Raw genomic sequence first — 23743 nt, 5'->3', positions numbered from 1 at the left:
TCAGGCGCCGTGGCGGGCGTGGCCGGCCGACAGTGCCAGGCGGTCGATCTTGCCGTTCGGATTGCGCGGCATGTGTTCGACGCGTTCGATCAGGGTGGGCAGCATGTACTTCGGCACGCGCAGGCCCAGCTCGCGGCGGATCTCGGCAGCGCCGATGTCCTGCTCAGACTCGAAATACAGCACGATGTCCTTGTTGGGGGCGTCGTAGACCACGCAGGCATGGCGGATGCCAGGCACTTGCAGCGCGGCGTGCTCGATCTCGCCCAGCTCGATGCGGTAGCCCTGGTGCTTGATCTGGTAGTCCTTGCGGCCGACGAACATGATCTCGCCGCGCTCGTTGCGGTACACCAGGTCCCCCGTGCGGTAGACCAGCTCCGGATAGTGCGAATGCAGCGGGTTCTGCACGAAGGCCTGCGCCGTGCGCTCGGGGTTGTTCCAGTAGCCCAGCGCCAGCGAGGAGCCGCGGACGCACAGCTCCCCATGTTCGTTGACCTGGGCGGGGCGGTTGTCCTCGTTGACGATCAGCACGTCGGTGTTGCGGCAGGGGAAGCCGATGGGCAGCTTCTCGTCGTCGGCCATGTCCCGGTCGACGATGAAGTAAGTGCAGTCCACCGTGATCTCGATCGGGCCGTACAGGTTGACGAACATCGCCTGCGGCAACTGGCGGCGCCAGTGGTTGAGCGGTTTGGTCGGGAAGACCTCGCCGGCGAACAGCACCTTGCGCAGCGCCGGCTGCGGGATCTTCTCCAGCAGGCCCTGGTTGGCGATGTTGACCATGACGGTCGGCACCCAGAAGATGAAGCTGACCGATTCCTGGGCCAGGTAGGAAAGCAGCTTGGCCGGGAAGGCGGCAAGCTGTTCCTGCAGCAGCACCAGCGTCGCGCCCTTGGCCAGGCTGAGCCAGAGCTCCAGCGTATAGATGTCGAAGTACAACGGCGAGAGGCTACCGATGGTTTCCTCGCCACCCAGCCCCAAGCGATCGAAGGCCCAGTCCATGAAGTCGATGGTGGACCTGTGATTCAACGCGACGCCCTTGGGAACACCGGTCGACCCTGAGGTGTGGATGATGCAAAGCGGGTCGGTGTCGATCACCTGCGCCAGGCGGGCGTCCAATGCGGCCTGGTCCCAGCGCGGTGCATCGCCCGCGACGGTATCGACCAGCAGCAGGCGCTCGGCCGGTACGCCAGCGTTGGCCAGCAGCGGCGCCAGCTGAGCATGGGTGACGACCAGCTCGGCACCCAGGTTGCCGAGTATGGCCTTGAGCCGCTCCGGCGGCGACTTGACGTCCAGGTTGGCATAGCAGTTGCCGCTGTAGACGATGCCGAGGTCGGCGAACACGGTCTGGGCACACTTGGGCAGGAACACCGCCACAGGCCTGTTCAGCGCCTGGGTGCGGGCCAGGATGGCAGCGGCGAAATTCTTGGCGTGCCGTTCCAGCTGGCTGAAGGTGTAGCGCGAGTCGCCATCCACCAGCGCCACCTTGTCGGGATTCGAGAGCCGGGCACCGGTCTCGAAGTACTCAAGCACATTGCTTTGCATGTCCTGTCGGGCTTTCAATCAGAGAATCGACGCCTGCGGGCCGCGCCGGCCCTCCTCGTATCGCAGCATCGCCAATCTCCTCCATCCATCATGTTCTTCATCGGTTCTGGCGCCCTGTGTTACCAGGCGGTCGACTTTGCGCTGCATGCCGGCCATCGGGTCGACGGTGTGTACTGCCCGCCCGGCGACGCCACCGGCAAGCGCCTCGAAAGACGGGGCGTGAAGGTGACTGCCGGCGAGCGGCCCGGCGAGGACCTGCCTGCATTGCTGGTACAGACGGCGGATGGCGTCGTGTTTTCGATCAACAACGCCCATTTGCTCCCGGATGAGCTGCTGCGCTGCGGCCCTCGCTTCTTCAACATCCACAACGGGCTGGTGCAGCGCTACCGCGGCATCGCCGAAGTCTGCATCTTCGCCGCCCTTTGCCGTGGCGAGGCTCGTTATGGGGCCACGCTGCATGAATTGCTGCCGGGACAGAAGGTCGACACAGGCCCGGTGGTTGCGCAGCTGGATTTCGACATCGGCGCGGACGCCGGATTCGCCGACGTGATGCACCAGTCCCTGGCGACCTGCCAGCGGCTGTTTGAGCAGCAACTGGCCGGTATCCTGGCCGGCGGCGTGCGGCCCGTGGCCGTGACGATGGAGGGCAGCGCGTTCAGCTACCGCAGCCTGTCCGGGCTCATCGCGGCCTGCGACGACCCGCTCAGGCTCGCCCGCGCGTCGCGGCTGGGCCCGTACGCCGGGTTCTTCAAGCGGCTGAGCGCAGCGCTGGCCGAACCGCGCTGAACGCGCGGCCGCAGTGTCGCCTGCCGGCGGCGCCACCTGCGGGGTTCTGCGCGTCGATTGCTCTGCCATGCCGTCCGATGCCGCGTGGTGGGGCTCAGCCCTTGATGAGATCGATTACCCGGTCCTGATCGGCCTGCGTCAGTGCCGGGTAGATAGGCAGGCACAGCACCTGTCGCGCAGCCTCGTGGGCCACCGGCAACAGGTCCGGGCGCGCCGAAGGCAGGCTGCGGTACATCGAGAATTCCGAGATCAGCGGATAGAAGTAGCGTCGTACCAGGATGCCGGCGTCGCGCAGGCGCTGGTACAGGGCGTCGCGGGCGACCGGGAAGCCTGGCCCAACCATCACTGGGAAGTAGGAATGGTTGCGGGTCACTCCGGCAGGCTCCTGCAGCATGGACAGGCCGGGCACGTCGGCCAGATGCTCCCGGTAGCGCCGCTCCACCTCGGCGCGGCGCTCGATTGCGCGGCCGACGTGCTGCAACTGCAGCAGGCCCAGTGCGGCGTTGAACTCGCTCATCTTGCCGTTGATGCCAGTGGCCACCACGGTGGTCTCGTTGACGAAGCCGAAGTTCTTCAGGTGGTCGATGCGCTGCTTGCTGCGCGCATCGGGGCTGATGATGGCACCGCCCTCGAAGGTGTTGAACACCTTGGTGGCGTGGAAGCTCAGCACCGAAAGGTCGCCGTGCGTCAGCACGCTACCGCCGTCCTGGCGGCGGATGCCGAAGGCATGGGCGGCGTCGTAGATGACCTTGAGGTTGTAGTCGTCGGCGATGCGTTGGATCGCGTCCACGTCGCAGGGGGTGCCATAGCAGTGCACCGGCATGATGGCGGTCGTCTGGGGCGTGATCAGCGCTTCGATCTTGGCCGGATCGATGTTCAGCGTCACCGGGTCGATGTCGGCGAACACCGGCTTGATGCCGTTCCACATCAGCGAGTGTGCAGTCGCCACGAAGGAGTAGGGCGTCGTGATCACCTCGCCAGCGATGCGCAGCGACTGCAGCGCCGTCACCAGGGCGAGCGTGCCATTCGTGAACAGCGAGACGTGGGGCACACCAAGGTACTCCGCAAGCGCCTGCTCGAACTGACGATGGAAGCTGCCGCCGTTGGTGAGCGCACGGCTGTCCCAGATCTGCTGCAGATAGGGCAGGAACGTCTCCAGCGGCGGCAGATCGGGCTGGGTGACGTAGATCGGCGGGGAGGCGGGCATCGGGGTTCCTTGGTGGTTTGCCCTCAGTCCGCGGACTGGGCCTGCAGTGCTTCAAGCTGTTTGTAGAGCGCACGCAGCCGCTGCGTGCGCGAGTTCTCGAACAGGAAGTCGGGGTCGTAGCTGATCGACCAGTCGTTCACCTCGCGTCCTCCGCAGATGGGGTACTGGCTGGCGGGATCGTCCGCGTGATTGATGTGGAGGTCGTAGTAGACGCGCTCCGCCTGGGTCTCGTTAGGGCCTGAGCGATGCCACAGCGCCGAGTCCATGACGATCACGTCCCCCGGAAGGACCGACGGTGTCGGGCGCAGCAGCTCCGCGGGCGCCACGTCATGCAGGCCGCCGGCATCGCCGAGGAAGCCGAACTTGTGCGTGCCGGGGAAGAAGGTCAGGCCGCCGTTGGTCTGGTTGCATTCGGTCAGCGGCACGAAGAACGAATAGCGCTGGAACGACCCATGGTGATAGCCAATGTCCTGATGCAGGAAGACGGGCGCGACGTCGGTAGCGTCCTTCTTCACTATGCGGATGTTGTACAGCCCCACGTCGCCGCCGAAGAACCGGGTGGCCAATGCCAGGAAGGCAGGCTCCTTCAGGATGCCTGCCAGCGGGTGCTGAAGATCGAACTTGACCTCGGTCAGGTGGAACGGCGTGCGGTCGAAGTCCTTGCTGGCCTTGTAGCGGTCGTATTCCCCCTTGTATCGGGCGCAGACCTCGGCTGGCAACGCGTTGCGGACGATGAAGAAGCCCAGCTCCTTCAGGACGTCGAAGTCGACCGACGGGCCAATGTGTCGTTGTGCCTGCAGCAGCGCGTTGAGGCGCTCCACGGGCATCCTGATGCGTGGCAGGGCGCTCATGCGGCAGAGAACCGTTGGGACCGCAGGATGAATAGCGGCCGGTTCAGGAACTCGCCCAGCGAGTCGTCCCGCGCAATGTTGCGGTCGCTGGGAGCCTGGTAGCTGACGCGCCCGTCGGCACCCTTTTCGGCGATGCCGATCTGCTCGATCTGCCAGTGCCCGTTGGTGCCTGCGCGGATGAAGTCGATCATCTCGGACTTGGTGCCGTGCGGGAACAGGCCGCGCTTCGGGTCACCCTTCCAGTTGAAGCCCAACTGAAAAATGAGTGTTCCCACCTGAGTGCTCATCCGGTTGAGCTGGTCCAGGAACTCGCGCTTTGCCTCGGCCATGCCGAGCTCGCCAGGGCCATAGACGCCGCCCAGGTGGTGCAAGACATTGAGCAGCAGGCCCACGTCATAGCGCTGCGGATCGTCGCCGAACTGGTAGTACTCGTTGAAGAACGAGAACTGGTCCTGGCAACGGGACTTGGCGATGGCGGTTTCGACGAATTCGCCGCAGGTCGTCTGGCCCTCGTAGCCCGCGACCTGACGTGCGCCGGCGTCGAGCAGGCTAAAGAGGAAGTAGCCGTGATTGCAGCCGATGTCCAGGCAGCGCTTGCCGCTGAAGTCCACATGGCGCGTGAAGAAGGCGAAGCGCTCGCGCTCGTAGTAACGGTACTGGCTCTCGTCGGGCGTACCGGCCAGCGGCGCGTTGAAGCGTTCCGGCAGGGCGCGATAGCCGCTGTGATCGCCTTCCCGGGCGTGACGAGCCAGGATGGCCTTCAACTGCAGCGCGTCTTCTTGGCTGATGGACATTCGATTTCCTTCAAGAACGGGTGGCGGCAAGCCAGCCCTGGGCGACCCGGTTGGGATGCCCGTGAAAAATGCGGTCGAACACGGCAAGCGCCTCGTTGAGGGAGAACAGGCCTTCGACGACATGTTTCCAGAACGGTGCGTCACCACGGCTGATGACCAGGTTGACCCGCACAGGGATGGACTCGTAGCCCAGCGCAGCCACGGCGGCCGCCCGGTGGCTGCCGGCCGTGACCAGCCACCGCCAGGCGTGGGTTTCGTCGACGAGTGCGGTGACGCGGATATCGCCGTCCGGCTCGTCGGAGCGGATGTACCCGTTCTCCTTGATGAGCCGGAGCACACGCAGAATGCGTTCGGCCTCGATGCGGATCTTTCTTTCGCTGACGGGGCCACAGGGAAGCCAGCCCTCCGAGATCCCGACGTCCCAGCCGACCGAGCGGTTCTCGACAAGCGCCGCTTCCTCGTGGACCTGGCGATAGGAGGCGACCGTGCGGGCCCGCCAGGGCAGTACCGCCGCCCAGGGCGGCTGGGCGGCCAGGGCGGAGTCTGGCGAGACGTCCAGCCATTGGGCCGCGTTGCAGGCCTGCACGGTCTGATAGTAGGTCCGCAGCACGGCGCTCATGGCGTCGAGGGTGTCGGTCCGGTCCAGCCCGTGCGCCAGGGCGCTGCGAGCGGCGTCGACGAACGGCGTCGCCTGCGCCAGGGACAGGGCGAGCGTGCGGCCATGCTCGAACCGCCCTTCCAGCAGGGCCTGGCTGAACACCTCGCTGTAGCGCAGCGACAGCGGATGGTTGGTGCTGTGCCGCAGGTCGAGCAGGCGCTGTGCGGTGTCGGTCATGTGATGCCGTATCAGGACGCTTCCGCGACCTGATCCGCCCGGGATTCATCCAGCAGCCTCTGCCGGACCTGATCGTCGAGCTTGGAGCCGTTGATCTTGGCCAGCATGGCGGCCGCAGCCTCTGCGTTGCCCAGTCGCTCCTGCAGGCGCAGGATCGCCACCCAGGTCTTGACGCGGCGCTTTTCCTTCTCGGCGTCGGGCAGCGGCATCCAGGCGCTGAACTCGTTCACGCGCCGCACGGCACCGACCATCGTGTCCAGATAGGCGCAGGCCCCGAACGTGCCGAGGTAGGAGATGAGGAACTGATCGCCGAACGCGCTCAGCGAGCGCTCCGGCGGCAGCTTGTTGAATGTCTTGCGGAACACCAGCGAAAGCCCCCAGACCAGCATTTCCACGGACATCAGTTGTTGCCGCGAGAGGCGGAAGTCACGCCCGCCGGCTGACCACAGCCGCACCGCCGCACCGGCCTCGTGGAACAGGTAGTAGTTGTGCGCGGTGCAGGAGAGGTCCGGGTTCGCGATCAAAAGCGAGACCTGGCGCTGCAGCTTGCGCGGCTCTATCCAGTAGTCGTCGCCCTCGCAGCAGGCGATGAACTCGCCCCGGGAGGCTGCCAGTGCAAAGTCAAACGGCCGCCGGCTTTCCTGGGACAGCTGGTTCTGTGTTTGCAGGATGGGGCGGATGATGTTCGGGTAGCGCTGCTGCCAGGCTCGGATGATGTCGGCCGTGCCGTCGGTGGAAGCGTCGTCGTGGATCACGATCTCGAAGGGGTAGTCGCAGTCCTGGGCCAGGAAGCTGCGAATCGCCGTTTCGATGTAGCGCTCGTGGTTGTAGGTGTGGCACATGATGGTGACCACAGGCGTGGCAGCCTTGTCGCCCCAGCGGCGCAGCAGCTCGGCCTCCGTCTGCACGGGAGGCACGGCCAGCAGCCTGGCGTCGGCGCCCAGGCCCTCGGCCACCCATCGGTCCGCCTCCGCGTAGCGGCCCAGGTGGTGCAGGCAAACGGACGCCAGGCCATAGGCGTTGCGGGGGAAGCCGTTTGGCAGGGCCTCGCGCAGCCGCTCCAGTCCACGCAGCGCCGCCGCCCAGCGCTTCACGCGGAAGGTTACGCGCACTGCTTCAGCCAGTTGTTCGGTCGGCCCGTGAGCCACCAGGAACTCAGCCCGCAGCCGCTCCTGCAACGTGGCGATGTCGTCATCCAGGCCGAACCCCTGGACTAGCCATTGCGCTGCACGCGCGGTGTAGTCCTCCGCGGCACCGGCCGGCGCGTCGAGCAGGCCGGTCAGCGCCAGACGCAGCGCCTCGACGCGCTGGGCCTGCGTGGCGCCGGGGGCCGCTGCGGTGAGCAGCGCGTGCGCGAGGTCGACGCCGCCGATCGCCACCGCGCCGACCAGTGCGGGCGCAGCCAGCCAGCGTGCCGGGCCGATGGCCTGCAGCGCGTCGGCCTGCAACGCCCTAGGCCCGCCCTGGATCAGCTGCTTGTGCAGTTGGCGCAGCAGGCCTGGCAGGTCGGGGTCGATGGGGGCAAACAGGGTGTGATCCATGAAAAAACCGGCTCGCGCGGTGGTCTCTCAGCCAAGCCGCAATGTACTAACAGGGGGTTCCGAGGCCTGGCATGGCTAGGCCCGGATGTATTGCTTCAGCTCTGAACTCGACACGCCTTCGGTGCGAGGCAGGTACACCACCTCGCACAAGGCCTTGAGCTCGTCGAATTTTCCCAGCCAGTCGTCCCCCATCACAAAGGCTTGCACTTGATGGCGGCGGATGTCGTCAGCCTTCTGCTCCCAGCAGGTCTCGGGGATGGCAAGGTCCACGTAGCGGCAGGCGCGCACCAGCTCGATGCGATCGGCGAAGGGCACGGCCGACTGCTTGCCCTTCAGCGCGTTGAACTCGTCGGTGGAGACGGCCACGATCAACCGGTCCCATCGCTCCTTGATGCGGCGGAACAGGTTGACATGGCCAATGTGGAATAGGTCGTAGGTGCCGTATGTGATGGCCGTGGTCAGGGCAGAGCTCATCGACGGGCCTCCAGCGCAGTGTCCAACTCCTGGGCTATCAGCGCGAGCAGGCGCTGGCCTGCATCACCGTCCGTGTGGTCGTGCAGCGCGTCCCTCAGCGCGTGGCGAGCCTGGGCGCCGCCAGCGCCTTCCTTCTGCGTCTTGACGAGCTTCAGCAGCTCGCCCACGGTGCCTGCCACGGTGCCGGGCGGTGTCGCGAGCTTGGCGTCGAAGAGCTGGCGCGACTTTGTCGTGTAGGCCACGTGGTCCGGGCGGAACAGGAGCACGGGGCGGTCCAGCAGCAGGTAGTCGAACATGATGGACGAGTAGTCCGTGATCAACGTCGTGGCCAGGCGCAGCAGTGGGTAGGCGTCACTGCGCGAGCGCACGAAGCTGACCAGCGGAAGCACCTCCGCCAGCTTGGGCACCAGCGGCTGCTCAACCGGGTGCAGGTTGACTATGAGCAGATCGCCCGCCGCACTGATGCCGGCGGCCAGCTCGGGAAGGCCGGCATCCATCATCCAGCCATGGTTGCCATCGCGGAAGGTCGGGGCGTAGAGATAGACCCGCTTGCCGCGCTGGCGATACCCCGCCGCGCGCTGGTAGACGTCCATGTCCACATTGAGCAGATCGTGTGCAGTGGGTTCGCGCAGCAGCACGTCATTGCGCGGGTAGCCGATGGGAGCGTACTGCCGGAATCCGAACCAGCGGCGGAACTCGGCCTCCTGCGTTGCCGAGGTGCCGATCAGCTGGCTGAAGTCACCGCAGGTGCGCAGCACTCTGGCGAAGTGGGGTGACATGCTCGCCAGCCCGGCGAGGTTGCGCAAGCCGATTTCCTTGATCGATACGCCGTGCCACAGCTGCATCTGGCGAGCGCCGGCCAGCAGCGCGGCAGCGTAAGGGTTGCTATTCAGCAGGTGGTCGTCGATGACGGCCACGGCGGCGGCCAGTGCAGTGTGCAGGTGTGCGGCCGTCCATTCGGCCGGGTTGGCCGGGAAGCAGCAGCCGCCGGTCTGCGCCACCAACTCGGCTTGCCTGGCGTCCATGGGCAGGAACCAGCATTCGGCCCTCAGCGCCTCGGCCTGGGCCAACGCGGCCAGCCAGGCGTACTTCACGTTGTTGCCGAAATAGGTACCGCCCACGAAGACGACGATGCGCTCCTTGGGGTGCATGCGCGACACCTCTGCCAGGTCGCGGCTGCTGCGTTCCAGGTTGAGCGCGGCCTGCAACTCCTCGAGCTGCTTGGCCTGCGCCTGGCCGCGCTGGTCCAGCACGTGGACGTCCTCGTTGCGCAACTGGACGATGTTGTCCACCAACTCGCCGATGGACGCGATCAGTTCGGCATTGCTGGCTTCCAGCGCTGCGACGCGCGCGTCCAGCCCCGAAGCCTCGACCGGTGCCAGCGCGGCGGCGATCTGCTGAGCCAGGGCATCGGCGTGGGGGATTGCCGTGGGGGCAGGGCCTTGCGACATGGGCAACTAACTCCTTCTCAAGAGGGGTCCTCTCGGTGTGCGGCCGAACTCAGGGGCGTGCCGGCAGCGCGCCGGGTGACAAACGATCGCGAGAATAGGGCTAGCCAAAAACGGCGAAACCGGGTCGTAGCCCGGTTTTGCATGCCTGTTTCTCGGCCGCTTCTCTTATTGTGCGGCCCCGCAGCAGCACTGTAGGAATTTGCCTGACAACCTCGGGACGCAACCCTGACGCGAAACGTGGAATTGGGACGATGTTGCGCTGCATCTCGGCTCTTCAGAATTCGTTCCACGCTGAACCAGCAAGGAGCCGACGATGAACACCGAGCAAATCCTCAACGAGATCCGCGAAGCCAACCTGTCATATCTGATGCTGGCCCAGAGCCTGATCCGTGCGGACCGCGAGCAGGCGCTCTACCGCCTGGGCATCAGCGAGGACACGGCCACGCTGATCGGCACGCTGAGTCCGGCGCAGATCATGAAGGTCGCCTCCGGCAACACGTTGCTGTGCGCCTTCCGCATGAGCGACGACCTGGTGTGGGGCCTGCTGACCAACCACAGCAAGCCCGGCGCGAACGAGAGCGTGTCCCGTCTGCATGCCTCCATCCTGATGGCCGGCCGCCACGAACACGCCTGACCCTGCGATCCTTCGCTGCCAAAAAGTTCACAGATTCCGGAGCACACCATGCGCGTCAAGAGCATCCTCACCGAAGCCAAGCAGATCGAGCGTGCCGTTCAGCTGATCCACCTCGGTGCCCGCCTGCAGGTGCTGGAATCCGAAACCGACCTGTCCTACGAGCGTTTGCTGCGCCTCTATAAGGAAGTGAGCGGCAAGTCGCCGTCCAAGGGGCAACTGCCGTTCTCGACCGACTGGTTCATGACCTGGCAGCCCAATATTCACGCCAGTCTCTTCCTGAACATCCACGAGTATCTGAACAAGGCTGCGGAGATGGACGAGATTGACACCGTCATCAAGGCCTACCAGCTCTATCAGGAGCAGACGACGGCCCAGGGCCTTGAGGCCATGTTGTCGGTCACGCGCGCCTGGCGCCTCGTGAAGTTCGTCGACAACGGCATGCTCACGCTGACCCGTTGTTCCAAGTGCAACGGGCAATTCGTGACCCACCCGCACGAGATCTCCCGCCACTTCGTCTGCGGCCTGTGCAATCCTCCGGCGCGCGCCGGCAAGGGCAAGGCCGCTGGCGGCATCCAGATGCACTGAGCGCGTGAGCGTCACCCGCTACCGCACCGCCCTCGTCGTCATCGCCCGCGACGAGGCGCCGCGCATCGCGCGCCTGCTGGACAGCGCGCGCGCCTGGGTGGACGAGATGCTGGTGCTGGACACCGGCTCGCGCGACGAAACCGCCCGGATCGCCCGCGCGCATGGCGCCCGCGTCGAGCACTTCGCCTGGTGCGACGACTTCTCCGCTGCCCGAAACCATGCGCTGGCGCTGGCCCCTGCCGACTGGCACCTGGTGCTGGACGCGGACGAATGGCTCATGACCGGCGGCGAGACCTTGCAGGCCCTGCGCGCAACGCCTCCCGATTTCGTTGGCGCGGTGCAGCTGCGCGACCGCTTCGACCCGTCGCCGGGCCAGCAGGCCGAGGCCATCACCTGGTTGAGTCGCGTGCTGCCGGGCTCCGTGCGCTATGCGGGCCTTGTGCACGAGCAGCCCCAGCACAACCTGTCCGTGCGCCGGCTGCCGCTGGTGGTGGGGCATGACGGCTACGTCGCCGAGCGCCTGGCTCACAAGCGCGGGCGCAACCGCCAGTTGCTGGAGCAGGCGCTGGCGCAGTCGCCTGAGGACGCCTATCTTTGCTACCAGCTCGGCAAGGACTGCGCCGTCTACGACGAGCACTCGGCCGCGGAAGCCGCTTTCGAGCGTGCCAGCGGCTTGCCGGGCGCGGCTGCCGCGCCGTGGTGGCTGGACCTGGTGGCGCGCCGCCTGTTCGTCCTCAAATGCCTGGGGCGGCATGCTGACGCCGTGGATTTCGCGCAGACGCAGATGGAGGCCGGTTCCGAGTCGCCCGACTTCTTCTTCGCGCTGGGTGACCTGCTGCTGGATCTGGCCGCTACGCGGCCCGAGCAGGCCGGCGAACTTCTGCCCATGGCCGAGGCCGCCTGGCGACGCTGCCTTGAGCTGGGTGAGCGCCCCGATCAGGTGGGCGCCGTGGCCGGCCGCGGCAGCTTTCTCGCCGCGCACAACCTGGCGGTGGTACTTGAAGGCACCGACCGTGCGACCGAAGCCGCTGCGCTGCGCGCCGCCCATCCCTGGCCGTGAGCGTCGCCACCACCTGGCCGCTGTCGGCCCTGCTCGTCTGGCTGGCGGCCTGGCTCGCCCACCTTTCGCTGCGCGGGCTGGGCTCGGATGTGGCACTCGCCGCCGGGGCGGCGGTGGGTGTGGCGCTGGCTCTCTTGTACCGCCAGCGCTGGCGTCGGCTGATCGCGGCCCTGGGCTTCCCGGTATCGGTGCTGCTCCTGGGCTGGCGGCCCGGGGGCGGAGGCTGGATCTGGAGCGGTGGATGGCTGCTGGCGCTGGCCCTGCTGTGGTGGTTGTATCCGCGTCGTGCCTGGAGCGAAGCCCCCGTCTTCCCGACGCCGCGCGGCGCACTGACGGCACTTCCCGGACATGCACCGCTGCCGTCCGGCGCGCGCGTGCTGGACGCTGGTTGTGGCGCTGGCGATGGCCTGCGTGAACTCCTAGGCGTTTATCCGAGGGCCAGCGTGGAGGGCGTTGAATGGAGCCGGCCGCTGGCCCTGCTGGCTCGCTGGCGCGCCGCTGGCGCCCGGGTGCGGCGGGGTGACCTGTGGGCGGACGACTGGGCCCCCTTTGCCATGGTCTATGTGTTCCAGCGGCCAGAATCCATGCAGCGCGTCTGGGACAAGGCCTGTGCGGAGCTGGCGCCCGAGGCCTGGCTGGTCAGCCTGGACTTCGCGGTACCGGAGCAGCTGCCGGTGGCGAGCTGGCAACTGCCGGGTGGCCAGAACGTGTGGCTTTACCGCCCTGGGCGGAATGCCGCGTCAAAGACCGCCAATTGACGCGTTCAAGGCAGGGCCGGCGCGGCATACTTTCTCAAGCCCCCCGGCATCGGGCCGATATGGCCTGAACACCTCCAAAGCTTCCACGCATGTTCGTCATCATCGGCTGGGCCATTTCCATGGCCTGCATCTTCGGCGTGTTCATCGCTCACGGCGGGAACATCGGCGTCATCCTGCACGCGCTGCCCTTCGAGATGATCACCATCTTCGGCGCAGCCATGGGCGCCTTCCTGGCCAACAACCAGATGAAGGTCGTCAAGGCCACGGCAGCCGGCCTGGGCCGCTGTTTCAAGGGCAGCAAGTACAGCAAGGCGCGCTACATGGAACTGCTGGCGCTGATGTACGACATCTTGCAGAAGGCCCGCAAGGAGGGCCTGATGTCCATCGAGAAGGATGTCGAGGACCCCCATTCCAGTCCGCTGTTCCAGAAGTACCCGACGGTAGGCAACGACCACCACGTGACGGAATTCATCACCGATTACCTGCGCATGATGGTGTCGGGCAACCTCAATGCGCACGAGATTGAGTCGCTGATGGACAGCGAGATCGAGACTCACCACCAGGAAGAGCACGCCGCCGTGGCGGCGCTGCAACGCATCGCCGGCGGCCTGCCGGCCTTCGGCATCGTGGCAGCCGTGCTGGGCGTCGTGAACACCATGGGCTCGGTGGGCCAGCCGCCTGCCGTGCTGGGCGGCATGATCGGTTCGGCACTGGTCGGTACCTTCCTAGGCATCTTGCTGGCCTACGGCTTTGCCGAGCCGCTGGCGGGCTTGCTCGAGCAAAAGGTCGAGGACGCCGGCAAGGAGTTCCAGTGCATCAAGACGACACTCTTGGCCAGCATGCAGGGCTATGCACCGCAGGTGGCCATCGAGTTCGGCCGCAAGGTGCTGTTCTCCGGCGATCGCCCCAGCTTCACCGAGCTGGAAGGCCACGTCAAGAAGAAGTGACGACGAAGGTCTGACATGGCGGGGGATGCCAAGAAGCTACAGCCCATCATCATCAAGAAGGTGAAGAAGGGCGGCCACGCGGCGCACGGCGGCGCGTGGAAGATCGCCTACGCCGACTTCGTCACGGCCATGATGGCCTTCTTCCTGCTGATGTGGCTGCTCGGCTCGACGACCGAGGGCGACAAGAAGGGTATCGCCGAGTTCTTCCAGTCGCCGTTGCGCGTCGCCATGCTGGGCGGTTCGGGCTCGGGCGATTCGTCCAGTGTGGTGCGCGGCGGCGGCAAGGATCTGACGCGCGAGACCGGCCAGGTCAAGGAGGGCGACAGCCTGGCCCGGCGCTCGACCTACACGCTGCGCGCGCTGAAGGAAGAGCAGCGCAAGGCCGAGCGTGCGCGGCTTGAGCAGCTCAAGGCCAAGGTCGAGCAGGTGCTGGCCGAGAACCCCAAGCTGGCGGCACTGGGCGGCCAGATCCGGCTGGACATGACCAAGGAAGGCCTGCGCATCCAGATCGTCGACGAGGGCAACCGTCCCATGTTCGACAGCGGCAGCGCCGTCGTGAAGCCTTACATGCGCGAGTTGCTGCGCGAACTGGGCAGCGTGCTGACCGAGGTGCCCAACCGTCTGACGGTGGAGGGCCATACCGATGCTCAGCCGTTCTCCAGCGGCGACAAGGGCTACAGCAACTGGGAGCTGTCGGCGGATCGCGCGAACGCCTCGCGCCGCGAGCTGGTCGCTGGCGGCCTGTCGGAAGCACGCATGCTTCGCGTACAGGGCCTGGCCGCCAGCAAGCTGCTGGACCCCAAGGACCCCAATGGTGCACTGAACCGGCGCATCAGCATCATCGTCATGAACCGCGATGCCGAGGATGCCGTGCTGAAGAACGTTGCCGACGAGCCGGAGGCCGATGGGGTGCCCGCGGAGGTGGGCGACGCGCCAGCGCCCGGGGCCAGCGTCACGGAAGTGCCTCGCAGCGGCAAAATGCCGCAAACTCAAATGCCGGCGCCGGCTCGCTAGAAACTAGACTGCGGGCTGACCCCTGAAATCCCCGCCTGCCCCGAGAGAGGATCGCCATGAGCGCTGACATGAAATTCCTGGTCGTTGACGACTTCTCCACCATGCGCCGCATAGTGCGCGGCCTGCTCAAGGAGATCGGCTACAACAACTGCGAGGAAGCCGAGGACGGCGTCGAGGCGCTGAGCATGCTCAAGGGCGCCAAGTTCGACTTCGTCGTCAGCGACATCAACATGCCCAACATGACGGGCTTTGAGCTGCTGAAGGCCATCAAGGAAGACCCCAACCTCAAGCACCTGCCGGTGCTGATGGTGACCGCCGAGGCCCGCAAGGAGGACATCGTGCTGGCCGCTCAGTCGGGTGCCGCGGGCTACATCGTCAAGCCTTTCACCAAGGCCACGCTGGAAGAAAAAGTCCTGAAGATCATGCAGAAGCTGGCCGCGGCGGCCTGATTACAGGGGGACTCTCATGTCGATGGAACAGTTGGACCAACTGGCCAAGGCTTCTGAGCCGCTGCTGGTCTCGCCCGAGGTCTTCCAGCAGCTTGGAACCATCACCCGCACGCTGCACGACACCATGCAGCGCCTGGGCGTCATGCCCAAGCTGCAGGTGGCCACCGACGGTCTGCCCGATGCACGCAGTCGCCTGAACTACATCGCGACGAAGACGGCGGCAGCTGCCGAGAAGGTGCTGAACTCGGTCGACCAGGCCAAGATCGAGCACGCAGGCATCAGCAAGGCCGCTAACGACATGGCCGCCGCCATCGTGGCCGATCCAGTGCGTGCCGTCGCAAGCGGTGCGGTGCTGAACTTCGTCAAGGACGTCGAGAACCGCACTGCCAGCATCGATGCCCACCTGACGGACATCATGCTGGCCCAGGACTTCCATGACCTGACCGGCCAGGTCGTTGCCAAGGTCGTCACGCTGGCCAACGACCTCGAGGACAGCCTCGTCAAGCTGCTAGTGCAGGTCGTGCCGCCGGAGCAGCGCGAGAAGGTCGACCCTAACATCTTGCAGGGTCCGGTCGTGAATCCGGAGGGCCGCACCGACGTGGTCTCCAACCAGGGCGAGGTCGACGACCTGCTCGCCAGCCTGGGCTTCTGAGTCCGGGTCGGGTGAAATCCCTGCGGCTTGATCGCCGGGCATAAGCCCTATCACCTCCTGTCGACAAGGCCGGCCTTTGCGCCGGCCTTTGCTTTTTGGGTGATGGCGCTGGCATGGGGGAGATAAGCCGGGCAAGCACCCTGCTTTTCCCGCTCAAGTTTGCGAGGCGGCCTCGAACAATTCGGTCCAGCGCTGTAGAACCGCCATGGCCGACCAAGACGCACAAGACCGCAACCTGCCAGCATCGGCCAAGAAGATCGAGAGATCCCGGGCCGAGGGCCAGATGCCGCGCTCGCGCGACCTGCCTCACTTCGTGATGATGGTTGCCGGCGGCGCCGTGCTGATCGTGGGCGGGCCGCCCATCGTGGAAAAGCTGCGCCAGACGCTGGCCACTGCGCTACGTTTCGACGCCAGCCTGCTGGCGCGGCCTGGTTTCATGGGTGAACGGCTCATCGACATGGTGCTGGCTTTCGCCCTGGTCATGGGCCCAGTCGCTGCCGTGCTGGTGCTGGCGGGTGTCGCCAGCAACCTCGCCAGCGGCTGGAACTGGACGATGAAGCCGCTGGCTCCGAAGTTCTCCCACCTGAATCCGCTGGGCGGCCTCAAGCGCCTATTCACTGGCCAGGGCCTGGGCACGGCGCTGAAGGCCGTGCTGCTGGCGTTGGTGCTGGGCATCGTCGGTGCGATGGTGCTGAAGAACCGCCTGGCGGCCTACGTGGGCATCATGTCCGTGCCGCTGCCGTCGGCGCTGGCTTACGCGGGCCAGCAACTGATGGGCGGACTCGCGCTTCTGGCTGTCGCGCTTGCGGTGTTCGCCGCCATCGATGTGCCGTTGCAGCGCCAGCTCTGGCTGCGCCGCCTGCGCATGACGCGCGAGGAGGTCAAGCAGGAGCTCAAGGAGGTCGAAGGCAACCTCGAGGTCAAGGCCAAGGTGCGCGCCAAGATGCGCGAGATGGCCCGCCGCCGCATGCTGGCCGCCGTGCCGCAGGCTGACCTGGTGGTAATGAATCCGACCCACTATGCAGTCGCGCTCAAGTACGACGAGGGCAAGATGGGCGCGCCCAAGGTCGTGGCCAAGGGCGCTGACCTGCTGGCGATGAAGATCCGCGACCTGGCCAAGGAGAGCAAGGTCCCTGTACTGCAGCAGCCGGTGCTGGCCCGCGCGCTCTACGCCCATGCCAAGCTCGACGAGGAGATCCCTGCCGCGCTGTTCGGCGCCGTGGCCCAGGTGCTGGCCTACGTCTACCAACTGCGCGCGGCGATGAGCTCGCGCACGGCAGCGCGACCCGACGTGCCCAAGCCGCACGTGCCGCCCGAACTCGATCCGCACAACAAGCCGGGCTGGGCGCCCGAGCCTGACCAGGATTTCGCTGAATGAACCCCTTGATCCAGAAGCTGCAGGGCCTGTTGGGCCCGCGCGCCGGCATCATTGCCGCGCTGGGGGCGCCCATCGCGGTGCTGATGGTGCTGTCCATGATGGTGCTGCCGCTTCCGCCTTTCGCGCTGGATCTGCTGTTCACCTTCAATATCGCGATGGCGGTGATGGTGATGATGGTGGCAGCGCACATGATCAAGCCGCTGGACTTCGCGGCCTTCCCGACCGTGCTGCTGCTGACCACGCTGATGCGCCTGTCGCTGAACGTGGCGTCCACGCGCGTGGTGCTGCTGGAGGGGCACACTGGCACCGGCGCCGCCGGCAAGGTCATTGAGGCTTTCGGCCACTTTCTGATCGGCGGCAACTTCGCGGTGGGCCTGATCGTGTTCGCCATCCTCGTCGTCATCAACTTCATCGTGGTGACCAAGGGCGCGGAGCGGATCGCCGAGGTCGGGGCGCGCTTCACGCTGGATGCCATGCCCGGCAAGCAGATGGCGGTGGACGCCGACCTGAACGCCGGCCTCATCAACGAGGCCGAGGCCAAGCGCCGCCGCGCCGAGCTCTCGGACGAGGCCGACTTCTTCGGCTCCATGGACGGTGCCAGCAAGTTTGTGCGCGGCGACGCCATCGCCGGCATGCTGATCCTGGCCATCAACATCGTCGGTGGTTTCATCATCGGCGTGGCCCAGCACGGCCTTACCGCCGGCCAGGCGGCCGACAGCTACATCCTCCTGGCAGTGGGCGATGCACTGGTGGCCCAGATCCCGGCGCTGCTGATCTCGGTGGCCGCGGCGATGGTGGTGTCGCGCGTGGGCACGGACAAGGACATCGGCAGCCAGATCGGCAACCAGGTCTTCGGCTCGGCCAAGAGCATCGCGATCACGGCGGCCGTCATTGGCGCGCTGGGGCTGATTCCCGGCATGCCCCACGTCGTCTTCCTGCTGATCGCGGGTGGCATGGGCTACCTGGCCTACTGGCTGCGATCCAGGGAGCAAGCCCAGGAGGCGGCCAAGGCGGTCAAGCCGATCATGCCCAGCACCGAGGGTTCCGGCGAGGCCAGTTGGGAAGACCTGGTGCCGGTCGACACGCTGGGCCTGGAGGTCGGCTACCGCCTGATCACTCTGGTAGACAAGACCAAGGAGGGCGACCTGCTCTCCCGTATCAAGGGCGTGCGCCGCAAGTTCGCGCAGGAGGTGGGCTTCCTGCCGCCGCCGGTGCACATCCGTGACAACCTGGAGCTGCGCCCCAGCCAGTACCGCATCTCGCTGCGCGGCGCCGTGGTCGGCGAAGCAGAGGCCTTCCCGGGCATGTGGCTGGCCATCAACCCCGGCCACGCGACGCAGAAGCTCATCGGCACCGCGACCACCGACCCCGCCTTCGGCCTGCCGGCGGTGTGGATCGAGGAACGCCAGAAGGAGATGGCCCAAATGAGCGGGTTTACGGTGGTTGATTGCTCGACCGTCGTGGCCACCCACCTTTCACACTTGATGCAAGTGCACGCGGCCAAGCTCCTGGGTCGCGTGGAGACGCAATCGCTGGTGGAACACCTCACCAAGCAGGCGCCGCAATTGATCGAAGACGTAATTCCCAAGATGGTCAGCATCGCCACCCTGCAACGCGTCCTCCAGCTTCTGCTGGAGGAGGGCGTGCACGTCCGCGACATGCGATCCATCGTCGAATGCCTGGCCGAGAACGCCGCGACAGTCACCGACCCGCAGGAACTGGCGCGCCGCATCCGCACCCACATCGCACCGGCCATCGTGCAGCAGATCTACGGTTCCACCAAGGAGCTGGACGTCATCGCGCTGGAACCCGAGCTGGAGCGCCTCGTCATGCAGGCGCTCAATTCGCCGCATGGAGCAGCGCTGGACCCTGGCGTGGCCGACACGCTGGCCCGCAGCGCCGCCGAGACGGCCCAGAAGCAGGAAGACCGCGGCCTGCCCGCCACGCTGCTGGTTCCCGACCTGATCCGGGCGCCAATGGCTCGTCTGCTCAAGCGCGCGGCGCCCCGACTCAAGGTACTCGGCCACAGCGAGATCCCTGAAACCCACACCATCCGCATCGGCTCCATCATCGGAGGCACAGCATGAACGTTCGCAAATTCACGGCCCGAACCTCCCGCGAGGCGCTCGCCCTGGTCAAGCAGGCCTTCGGCCCCGACGCGGTGGTGCTGTCCAACAAGAACGTGCCCGAGGGCGTCGAGGTTTTGGCCATGGCACCGGAAGGCATGGGCCAGATCGAGCAGTTGGCCGCCACCGCCCCCCGCTCGGTGGAGCGGATGCAGGCTGCGCCGCAACAGCCCCAGCCTTCCGCCAGGGCCAGCTTCGCCGAGCGCACGCTGCGCCAGGAGCCCAGCTTTGGCGCGCCCGAGGTGGCGGGCGACGTCCAGCAACTGGCGATGAGCACGCTGAACTTCCAGGACTACGTCCGCGAGCGCGTGCTGCGCCGCCGCCAAGCCGAGATGACCGGTCAACCCGACCCCGTCCGGCAGGTTGCGCCGCCGCCGACGCAAGCACCGGCGCCGACCCTTGACGCCGTTCGCCTGCAGCGCGAGCGCCGTGCCGCCGAGGCAATGGCTGCCCTGGCGCCAAGGCGTGCGAGCGCGCCCGTGCAGCCCGTCCCGCACGAGCCCCGTGCGGTGCGTCCCTCGCCGCCCGTGTTGCGCGACGAGATCCGCCTGCCCTCCGTTGGCACGCAGCGTGCTGTGCCGCAGCTCAGCGACGTGTCGGCGATGGAGCCGTTGCCGCTGCCCGGCCAACCGAGCGCCAGCCAGCGCAGCCAGATGGACATGGCTGACGAGCTGCGCCAGATGCGCGGCCTCATCGAGGAGCGTTTCTCCTCGTTGGCCTTTATGGAGAAACTGCAGCGCCAGCCCGTGCAGGCGCGCCTGACGCAGAAGCTGCTGGAGCTGGGTTTCTCGCCCGCGCTGGTGCGCAAGCTGGCCGAGAGCTGCCCTTCCGACTTCAAGCCCGGCGAGTTCGCCGACGAGACCGCCTGGGCTGCCCATGTGCTGTCGCGCAACTTGCAGACCGACGAGGCCGCGCCCGCCATCGAGGACCGCGGCGGCGTCTATGCGCTGATCGGCTCCACCGGCGTCGGCAAGACCACAACGACGGCCAAGCTGGCCGCCCATTTCGCCACCAAGCACGGCGCTGGCCAACTGGGCCTTATCACGCTGGATGCCTACCGTATCGGCGCCCACGAGCAACTGCGTGCCTACGGCCGCATCCTCGGCGTGCCAGTGCACACCGCCCACGACCGGGCCTCGCTGGATGACCTGCTGGACCTGCTGTCCAGCAAGAAGCTCATCCTGATCGACACCGCCGGCATGGCCCAGCGCGACAGCCGCACGCAGGAGCTGCTGGAAATGCTTGCCCATCCCAGCATCAAGAAGCTGCTGGTCATCAATGCAGCCCAGCAGGGCGAGACCATCGAGGACGTCGTCAATGCCTGGAAGGGTGCCGCCTGCGAAGGCGTGGTGCTCAGCAAGATCGACGAAGCCGTCAAGCTGGCACCTGCGCTTGACACCATGATCCGGCACAGGCTCAAGGTGCTGGGCGTGGCCAACGGCCAGCGCGTGCCTGAAGACTGGCACCGTCTGCCTGCCGCCGCCCTCGTGCAGCGCGCGCTGAAGAGCGCAGCTTCGGGCGCCTGGCGCATGGACAACGCCGACGTGAACCTGATCTTCGCCGGTGCCCCTCTGACCGATGGCATGAGGGCCGTCCACTGATGCCGGCGGCCATGTGTGTGCCGAAGCGCGGGCAGGGCACCGGGCCGCTTCCAAGTCGGCCCGTCGTGGCGATGTGCTTGCGGCTCCATGCCGCAGGCGTCGTCGTCGCAGGGGACCAGTACGAGCATTCCCTGGATGAGGGGCAACCATGATGCAAGACCAGGCTCACGGGCTGCGCCGCCTTTTTGCCGCCTCCAAGACCCGTTTCGTCCCTGTCGTCAGCAATCCGCGCGTGGTGGGCGCCGGAGCCTTGCTCGAAGGTCTGTGCGCCGCCTTTGCGGAGCTCGGCCTGCATACCCTGGTGGTGGATGCCGGCGTGCATTCGCCGCAGCCCTCGGAGCTGGCGCAGGTGGACCTGTCCAACTGCATCGAGCGCCTGTCGCCCAAGGTGTCCTACCTCGCCGCGCGCGGCCTGCCTCTGCGCCATATCAACGCCCAGGGCTCGGCGGCCGCCTTCCTGGAAGCTGTGGTTGAGGCTGCGCCGGGAGCCGACGTTATCCTGCTGCATGCCAGCGCGGCCGAGCTGGCCCGCGTCGTCGCGTTGCGCGAGGTACGCCCGCTGCTGCTGGCCGACACCGACCCGGCGAGCGTCACCGAGGCCTATGCCGGAATGAAATGGCTCACCCAACGAGCCGGCCTGATGGTCTACAGTCTGCTGATGGCCTGCCATCCCCAGCTGCGCGTGGCCACTCGCATCGCGCAACAGCTCCATTCCTGCGCCGACGGCTTCCTCGGCGCGGTGCTGCGCGACTGGGCCTGCCTGGACCCCCGGGCCTCGCAACGCGCGCCGCTAGCACCCGAGCTGCGCCACCTGGCTCGCGAGCTCCTGCTCGCGGCACCTCCCGGGGCGGCCGTCGATGCCGCCTCCGACGCGACCCCGCTGCGTCCGGCGCGCAAGGTGTCTACCCCGTTCATCGCTGCACATTGATTCCGCCGGAGTCCGTCATGTACACGCCAAAAGGCCGCCTCGACAACAGCACGCTGATCAAGCAGTACAGCCCGCTGGTCCGACGCCTGGCGCACCAGATGATTGCCAAGCTGCCGGCCAACGTGGAGGTGGACGACCTGATCCAGGTCGGGCTGATCGGGCTGACTGACGCGCTGTCGCGCTTCGACGCCGAGCAGGGTGTGCAGTTCGAGACCTTCGCCACCCAGCGAATCCGCGGTGCGATGCTGGACGAACTGCGCGGTGGCGACTGGATGAGCCGCGGCACGCGCCGCCAGCAGCGCGAGATCGAGGTCGCCGTGCACAAGGTCGAGCAGCGCCTGGGCCGTGCGCCCAGCGAGACCGAGATCGCCGCTGAGATGGGCCTGCCCCTGGCTGAGTATCAGGAGCTTCTGGGCAAGGTGCGTGGCACGCAGCTGGTGTACCTGGAAGACATGTCGGGAGACGATGGCGATGACGACTATCTCGATCGCCACGTGGCCGACGAGGCGAGTAATCCGGTGGCCCAGTTGCAGGACCATCGCATGCGCCAGGCGCTGGTGGAAGCCATCAAGAACCTGCCGGAGCGTGAGCAGTTCGTGATGAGCATGTACTACGAGCACGACATGAACCTCAAGGAGATCGCAGCCGTGCTCAAGGTCACGGAGTCGCGCGTCTGCCAGTTGCACAGTCAGTCGATTGCAAGGTTGCGCGTTAAGCTGCGTGACTGGTAACACCGGGGCCATATCTTGCCGAGCCCTGGCTGACAAGCAGGGGACAACGCATGTTCAGGTGGCCCAAGAGTGGAGGCACGACCTCCGCAGTCTCTCGCGAAGAGCCCGCGCGCCGTGAGGATGGTGCCGCGCTGAACGTCGTCAAGCGGCTCGCACGGTCCATCTCCACGGTCGGCAAGGACGCCGCTGAGGTGCGGGGTGCCCTGGAGGACACCCAGCGCATCGTTCAGGTTCAAGGTCAGGCCATGCAGGCCCTGGCCCAGCAGCTCCATCAGATTGGCCAGGCACAGGCGGCCATCGCAGCGGCCACCGCGCAGAGCGCTGCCGCCGTGCAGCGTGCACGCGGGGCGCTGGGTGTCGTCGGCGGCGAGGTCACAGGCATGGCGTCCACATTGGCCCAGGTGTCCGACGCGGCCGCCGAGATCACGAAGATTTCCCTGCAGACCCGGCTGGTGGCCTTCAACGCCGCCGTCGAGGCCAAGCATGCGGGCGACGCTGGCCGCGGCTTTGCCGTCGTGGCCGAAGCAGTCAAGGCGCTGGCTGGCCAGGTGGAGGCGTCGTCCAAGGCCATCGTCAGTGCCATCGCCACATTGCAGGAGCGCATTGACCGCTTCAGCGCCGAGCTGACGCAGGACGGAGAGAAGCCCAGCGCCATCCACTCCGCCTTCCACGAAGTCGAGGAGGACGTGCAGCGCATCGCTGCATCGGCGGCCCAGAGTGGCCAGCAGATGGGGCTGCTCAACGAGCGTGCCCACGAGCTGGAGCGGGAGGTGTCCGAGGCCTCGCATGGGCTCAAGGTCGCCTTCGATGGCAGTGACCGGTTTCTGCGCATGGCGGAGGACCTGGTCGAGCAGATCGCCGAGAGCGGCGTCGAGGTCGATGACATGCCGTTCATCCGCGCCGCCGAGCAGGCCGCGGCCGAGATCGCTGGACTGCTGGAGGCGGCCGTGCGCGATGGCCGTATCTCGCAGGCCGATCTCTTCGACGAGAGTTACCGTCCCATTGAAGGCACTGCCCCGCAGCAGCACACGACACGCTTCTGCCCGCTGACGGACAAGCTTTTCCCGGCCGTGCAGGAGAAGGTGCTGGCCTTCAGCGACAGGGTGGTGTTCTGCATCGCGGCAGACCGCAATGGTTACATCGCCACGCACAACCGCAAGTACTGCCAGCCGCAGCGCTCAGGCGACACTGTCTGGAACACGGCAAACAGCCGCTACCGTCGCATCTTCAACGACCGCACTGGTCTGGCCTCGGCACGCAACCAACGCCCCTTCTTGCTGCAGACTTACCGCCGCGACATGGGGGGCGGGCGCTTCGTCGTGCTGAAGGAGGCGACAGCACCCATCGTCGTGGCGGGACGCCACTGGGGCGGGCTGCGCCTGGCGTTCAACTTCTGAGCACG

At 66.6% G+C, this 23743-nt stretch carries 23 protein-coding genes; 15 read left to right on the top strand and 8 right to left on the bottom strand.

What is annotated here, in order from left to right:
• The gene (locus QM732_RS17160; protein WP_415657313.1) at window positions 1–1557 is read right to left on the bottom strand and encodes an amino acid adenylation domain-containing protein; all 1557 of its coding nucleotides are present in this window, start codon (window positions 1555–1557) and stop codon (window positions 1–3) included.
• Window positions 1558–1629: 72 nt separating this feature from the next.
• Between QM732_RS17160 and QM732_RS17155 the strand changes: the two genes are divergently transcribed.
• On the top strand, window positions 1630–2325 hold the full coding sequence (locus QM732_RS17155; protein ID WP_415657312.1) for a formyltransferase family protein: 696 nt from the start codon (window positions 1630–1632) through the stop codon (window positions 2323–2325).
• 94 nt (window positions 2326–2419) lie between these two features.
• Here the strand turns inward: QM732_RS17155 and QM732_RS17150 are convergent, their stop codons facing one another.
• The 7 genes from QM732_RS17150 to QM732_RS17120 form a co-directional block, all read right to left on the bottom strand.
• Window positions 2420–3532, bottom strand: a complete 1113-nt coding sequence (locus QM732_RS17150; RefSeq protein WP_415657311.1) for a DegT/DnrJ/EryC1/StrS family aminotransferase — start codon at window positions 3530–3532, stop codon at window positions 2420–2422.
• A 23-nt stretch (window positions 3533–3555) separates the two neighbouring features.
• On the bottom strand, window positions 3556–4383 hold the full coding sequence (locus tag QM732_RS17145) for a phytanoyl-CoA dioxygenase family protein (RefSeq protein WP_415657310.1): 828 nt from the start codon (window positions 4381–4383) through the stop codon (window positions 3556–3558).
• Window positions 4380–5177 (bottom strand): class I SAM-dependent methyltransferase, encoded by a 798-nt coding sequence (locus QM732_RS17140; RefSeq protein ID WP_415657309.1) that lies wholly within the window; start codon window positions 5175–5177, stop codon window positions 4380–4382. The genes QM732_RS17145 and QM732_RS17140 overlap by 4 nt, the downstream gene beginning before the upstream one ends.
• Window positions 5178–5187: 10 nt before the next feature.
• Window positions 5188–6012 carry a hypothetical protein gene (locus tag QM732_RS17135; RefSeq protein ID WP_415657308.1) on the bottom strand — a complete coding sequence of 275 codons (825 nt, stop codon included), beginning with the start codon at window positions 6010–6012 and terminating at the stop codon, window positions 5188–5190.
• Between the two features lie 11 nt (window positions 6013–6023).
• Window positions 6024–7553 carry a glycosyltransferase gene (locus QM732_RS17130; protein WP_415657307.1) on the bottom strand — a complete coding sequence of 510 codons (1530 nt, stop codon included), beginning with the start codon at window positions 7551–7553 and terminating at the stop codon, window positions 6024–6026.
• Between the two features lie 75 nt (window positions 7554–7628).
• A complete protein-coding gene (locus QM732_RS17125; protein ID WP_415657306.1) occupies window positions 7629–8027 on the bottom strand; it encodes an adenylyltransferase/cytidyltransferase family protein in 399 nt (132 codons plus the stop codon).
• The gene (locus tag QM732_RS17120) at window positions 8024–9478 is read right to left on the bottom strand and encodes a CDP-glycerol glycerophosphotransferase family protein (protein ID WP_415657305.1); all 1455 of its coding nucleotides are present in this window, start codon (window positions 9476–9478) and stop codon (window positions 8024–8026) included. Before QM732_RS17120 ends, QM732_RS17125 begins: the two co-directional genes overlap by 4 nt.
• Window positions 9479–9791: 313 nt before the next feature.
• Between QM732_RS17120 and flhD the strand changes: the two genes are divergently transcribed.
• The 14 genes from flhD to QM732_RS17050 all read left to right on the top strand — a co-directional run bounded on the left by flhD (window position 9792) and on the right by QM732_RS17050 (window position 23738).
• On the top strand, window positions 9792–10112 hold the full coding sequence (gene flhD / locus QM732_RS17115) for a flagellar transcriptional regulator FlhD (RefSeq protein WP_293501748.1): 321 nt from the start codon (window positions 9792–9794) through the stop codon (window positions 10110–10112).
• A 48-nt stretch (window positions 10113–10160) separates the two neighbouring features.
• Complete coding sequence (gene flhC, locus QM732_RS17110) at window positions 10161–10697, top strand: flagellar transcriptional regulator FlhC (protein WP_331176404.1); 537 nt, start codon at window positions 10161–10163, stop codon at window positions 10695–10697.
• 4 nt (window positions 10698–10701) lie between these two features.
• Complete coding sequence (locus QM732_RS17105; protein ID WP_415657304.1) at window positions 10702–11757, top strand: glycosyltransferase family 2 protein; 1056 nt, start codon at window positions 10702–10704, stop codon at window positions 11755–11757.
• On the top strand, window positions 11754–12515 hold the full coding sequence (locus QM732_RS17100) for a class I SAM-dependent methyltransferase (RefSeq protein WP_415657303.1): 762 nt from the start codon (window positions 11754–11756) through the stop codon (window positions 12513–12515). The genes QM732_RS17105 and QM732_RS17100 overlap by 4 nt, the downstream gene beginning before the upstream one ends.
• 89 nt (window positions 12516–12604) lie before the next feature.
• The gene (gene motA / locus QM732_RS17095; protein ID WP_415657302.1) at window positions 12605–13462 is read left to right on the top strand and encodes a flagellar motor stator protein MotA; all 858 of its coding nucleotides are present in this window, start codon (window positions 12605–12607) and stop codon (window positions 13460–13462) included.
• Between the two features lie 15 nt (window positions 13463–13477).
• Window positions 13478–14476 carry a flagellar motor protein MotB gene (motB, locus tag QM732_RS17090; protein ID WP_415657301.1) on the top strand — a complete coding sequence of 333 codons (999 nt, stop codon included), beginning with the start codon at window positions 13478–13480 and terminating at the stop codon, window positions 14474–14476.
• Between the two features lie 56 nt (window positions 14477–14532).
• Complete coding sequence (gene cheY, locus QM732_RS17085; protein WP_233371843.1) at window positions 14533–14925, top strand: chemotaxis response regulator CheY; 393 nt, start codon at window positions 14533–14535, stop codon at window positions 14923–14925.
• 16 nt (window positions 14926–14941) lie between these two features.
• On the top strand, window positions 14942–15577 hold the full coding sequence (locus tag QM732_RS17080; protein ID WP_415657300.1) for a protein phosphatase CheZ: 636 nt from the start codon (window positions 14942–14944) through the stop codon (window positions 15575–15577).
• A gap of 205 nt (window positions 15578–15782) precedes the next feature.
• Window positions 15783–16955 (top strand): flagellar biosynthesis protein FlhB, encoded by a 1173-nt coding sequence (gene flhB, locus QM732_RS17075; protein WP_415657299.1) that lies wholly within the window; start codon window positions 15783–15785, stop codon window positions 16953–16955.
• Window positions 16952–19042 carry a flagellar biosynthesis protein FlhA gene (gene flhA, locus QM732_RS17070; RefSeq protein ID WP_415657298.1) on the top strand — a complete coding sequence of 697 codons (2091 nt, stop codon included), beginning with the start codon at window positions 16952–16954 and terminating at the stop codon, window positions 19040–19042. Before flhB ends, flhA begins: the two co-directional genes overlap by 4 nt.
• The gene (flhF, locus tag QM732_RS17065; protein ID WP_415657297.1) at window positions 19039–20682 is read left to right on the top strand and encodes a flagellar biosynthesis protein FlhF; all 1644 of its coding nucleotides are present in this window, start codon (window positions 19039–19041) and stop codon (window positions 20680–20682) included. The genes flhA and flhF overlap by 4 nt, the downstream gene beginning before the upstream one ends.
• 148 nt (window positions 20683–20830) lie before the next feature.
• Entirely contained in the window at window positions 20831–21610 is a 780-nt protein-coding gene (locus QM732_RS17060; protein WP_415657296.1) for a MinD/ParA family ATP-binding protein, read from the top strand.
• A gap of 17 nt (window positions 21611–21627) precedes the next feature.
• Window positions 21628–22341, top strand: a complete 714-nt coding sequence (locus QM732_RS17055; RefSeq protein ID WP_415657295.1) for an RNA polymerase sigma factor FliA — start codon at window positions 21628–21630, stop codon at window positions 22339–22341.
• A gap of 50 nt (window positions 22342–22391) precedes the next feature.
• The gene (locus QM732_RS17050; protein WP_415657294.1) at window positions 22392–23738 is read left to right on the top strand and encodes a methyl-accepting chemotaxis protein; all 1347 of its coding nucleotides are present in this window, start codon (window positions 22392–22394) and stop codon (window positions 23736–23738) included.
• Window positions 23739–23743 lie beyond the last annotated feature (5 nt).

The sequence above is a fragment of the Roseateles sp. genome (assembly GCF_047654805.1).
In the GTDB taxonomy this organism is placed as follows: Bacteria; Pseudomonadota; Gammaproteobacteria; order Burkholderiales; family Burkholderiaceae_C; genus Pelomonas.
This window is presented reverse-complemented; position numbering and strand designations above follow the sequence as displayed.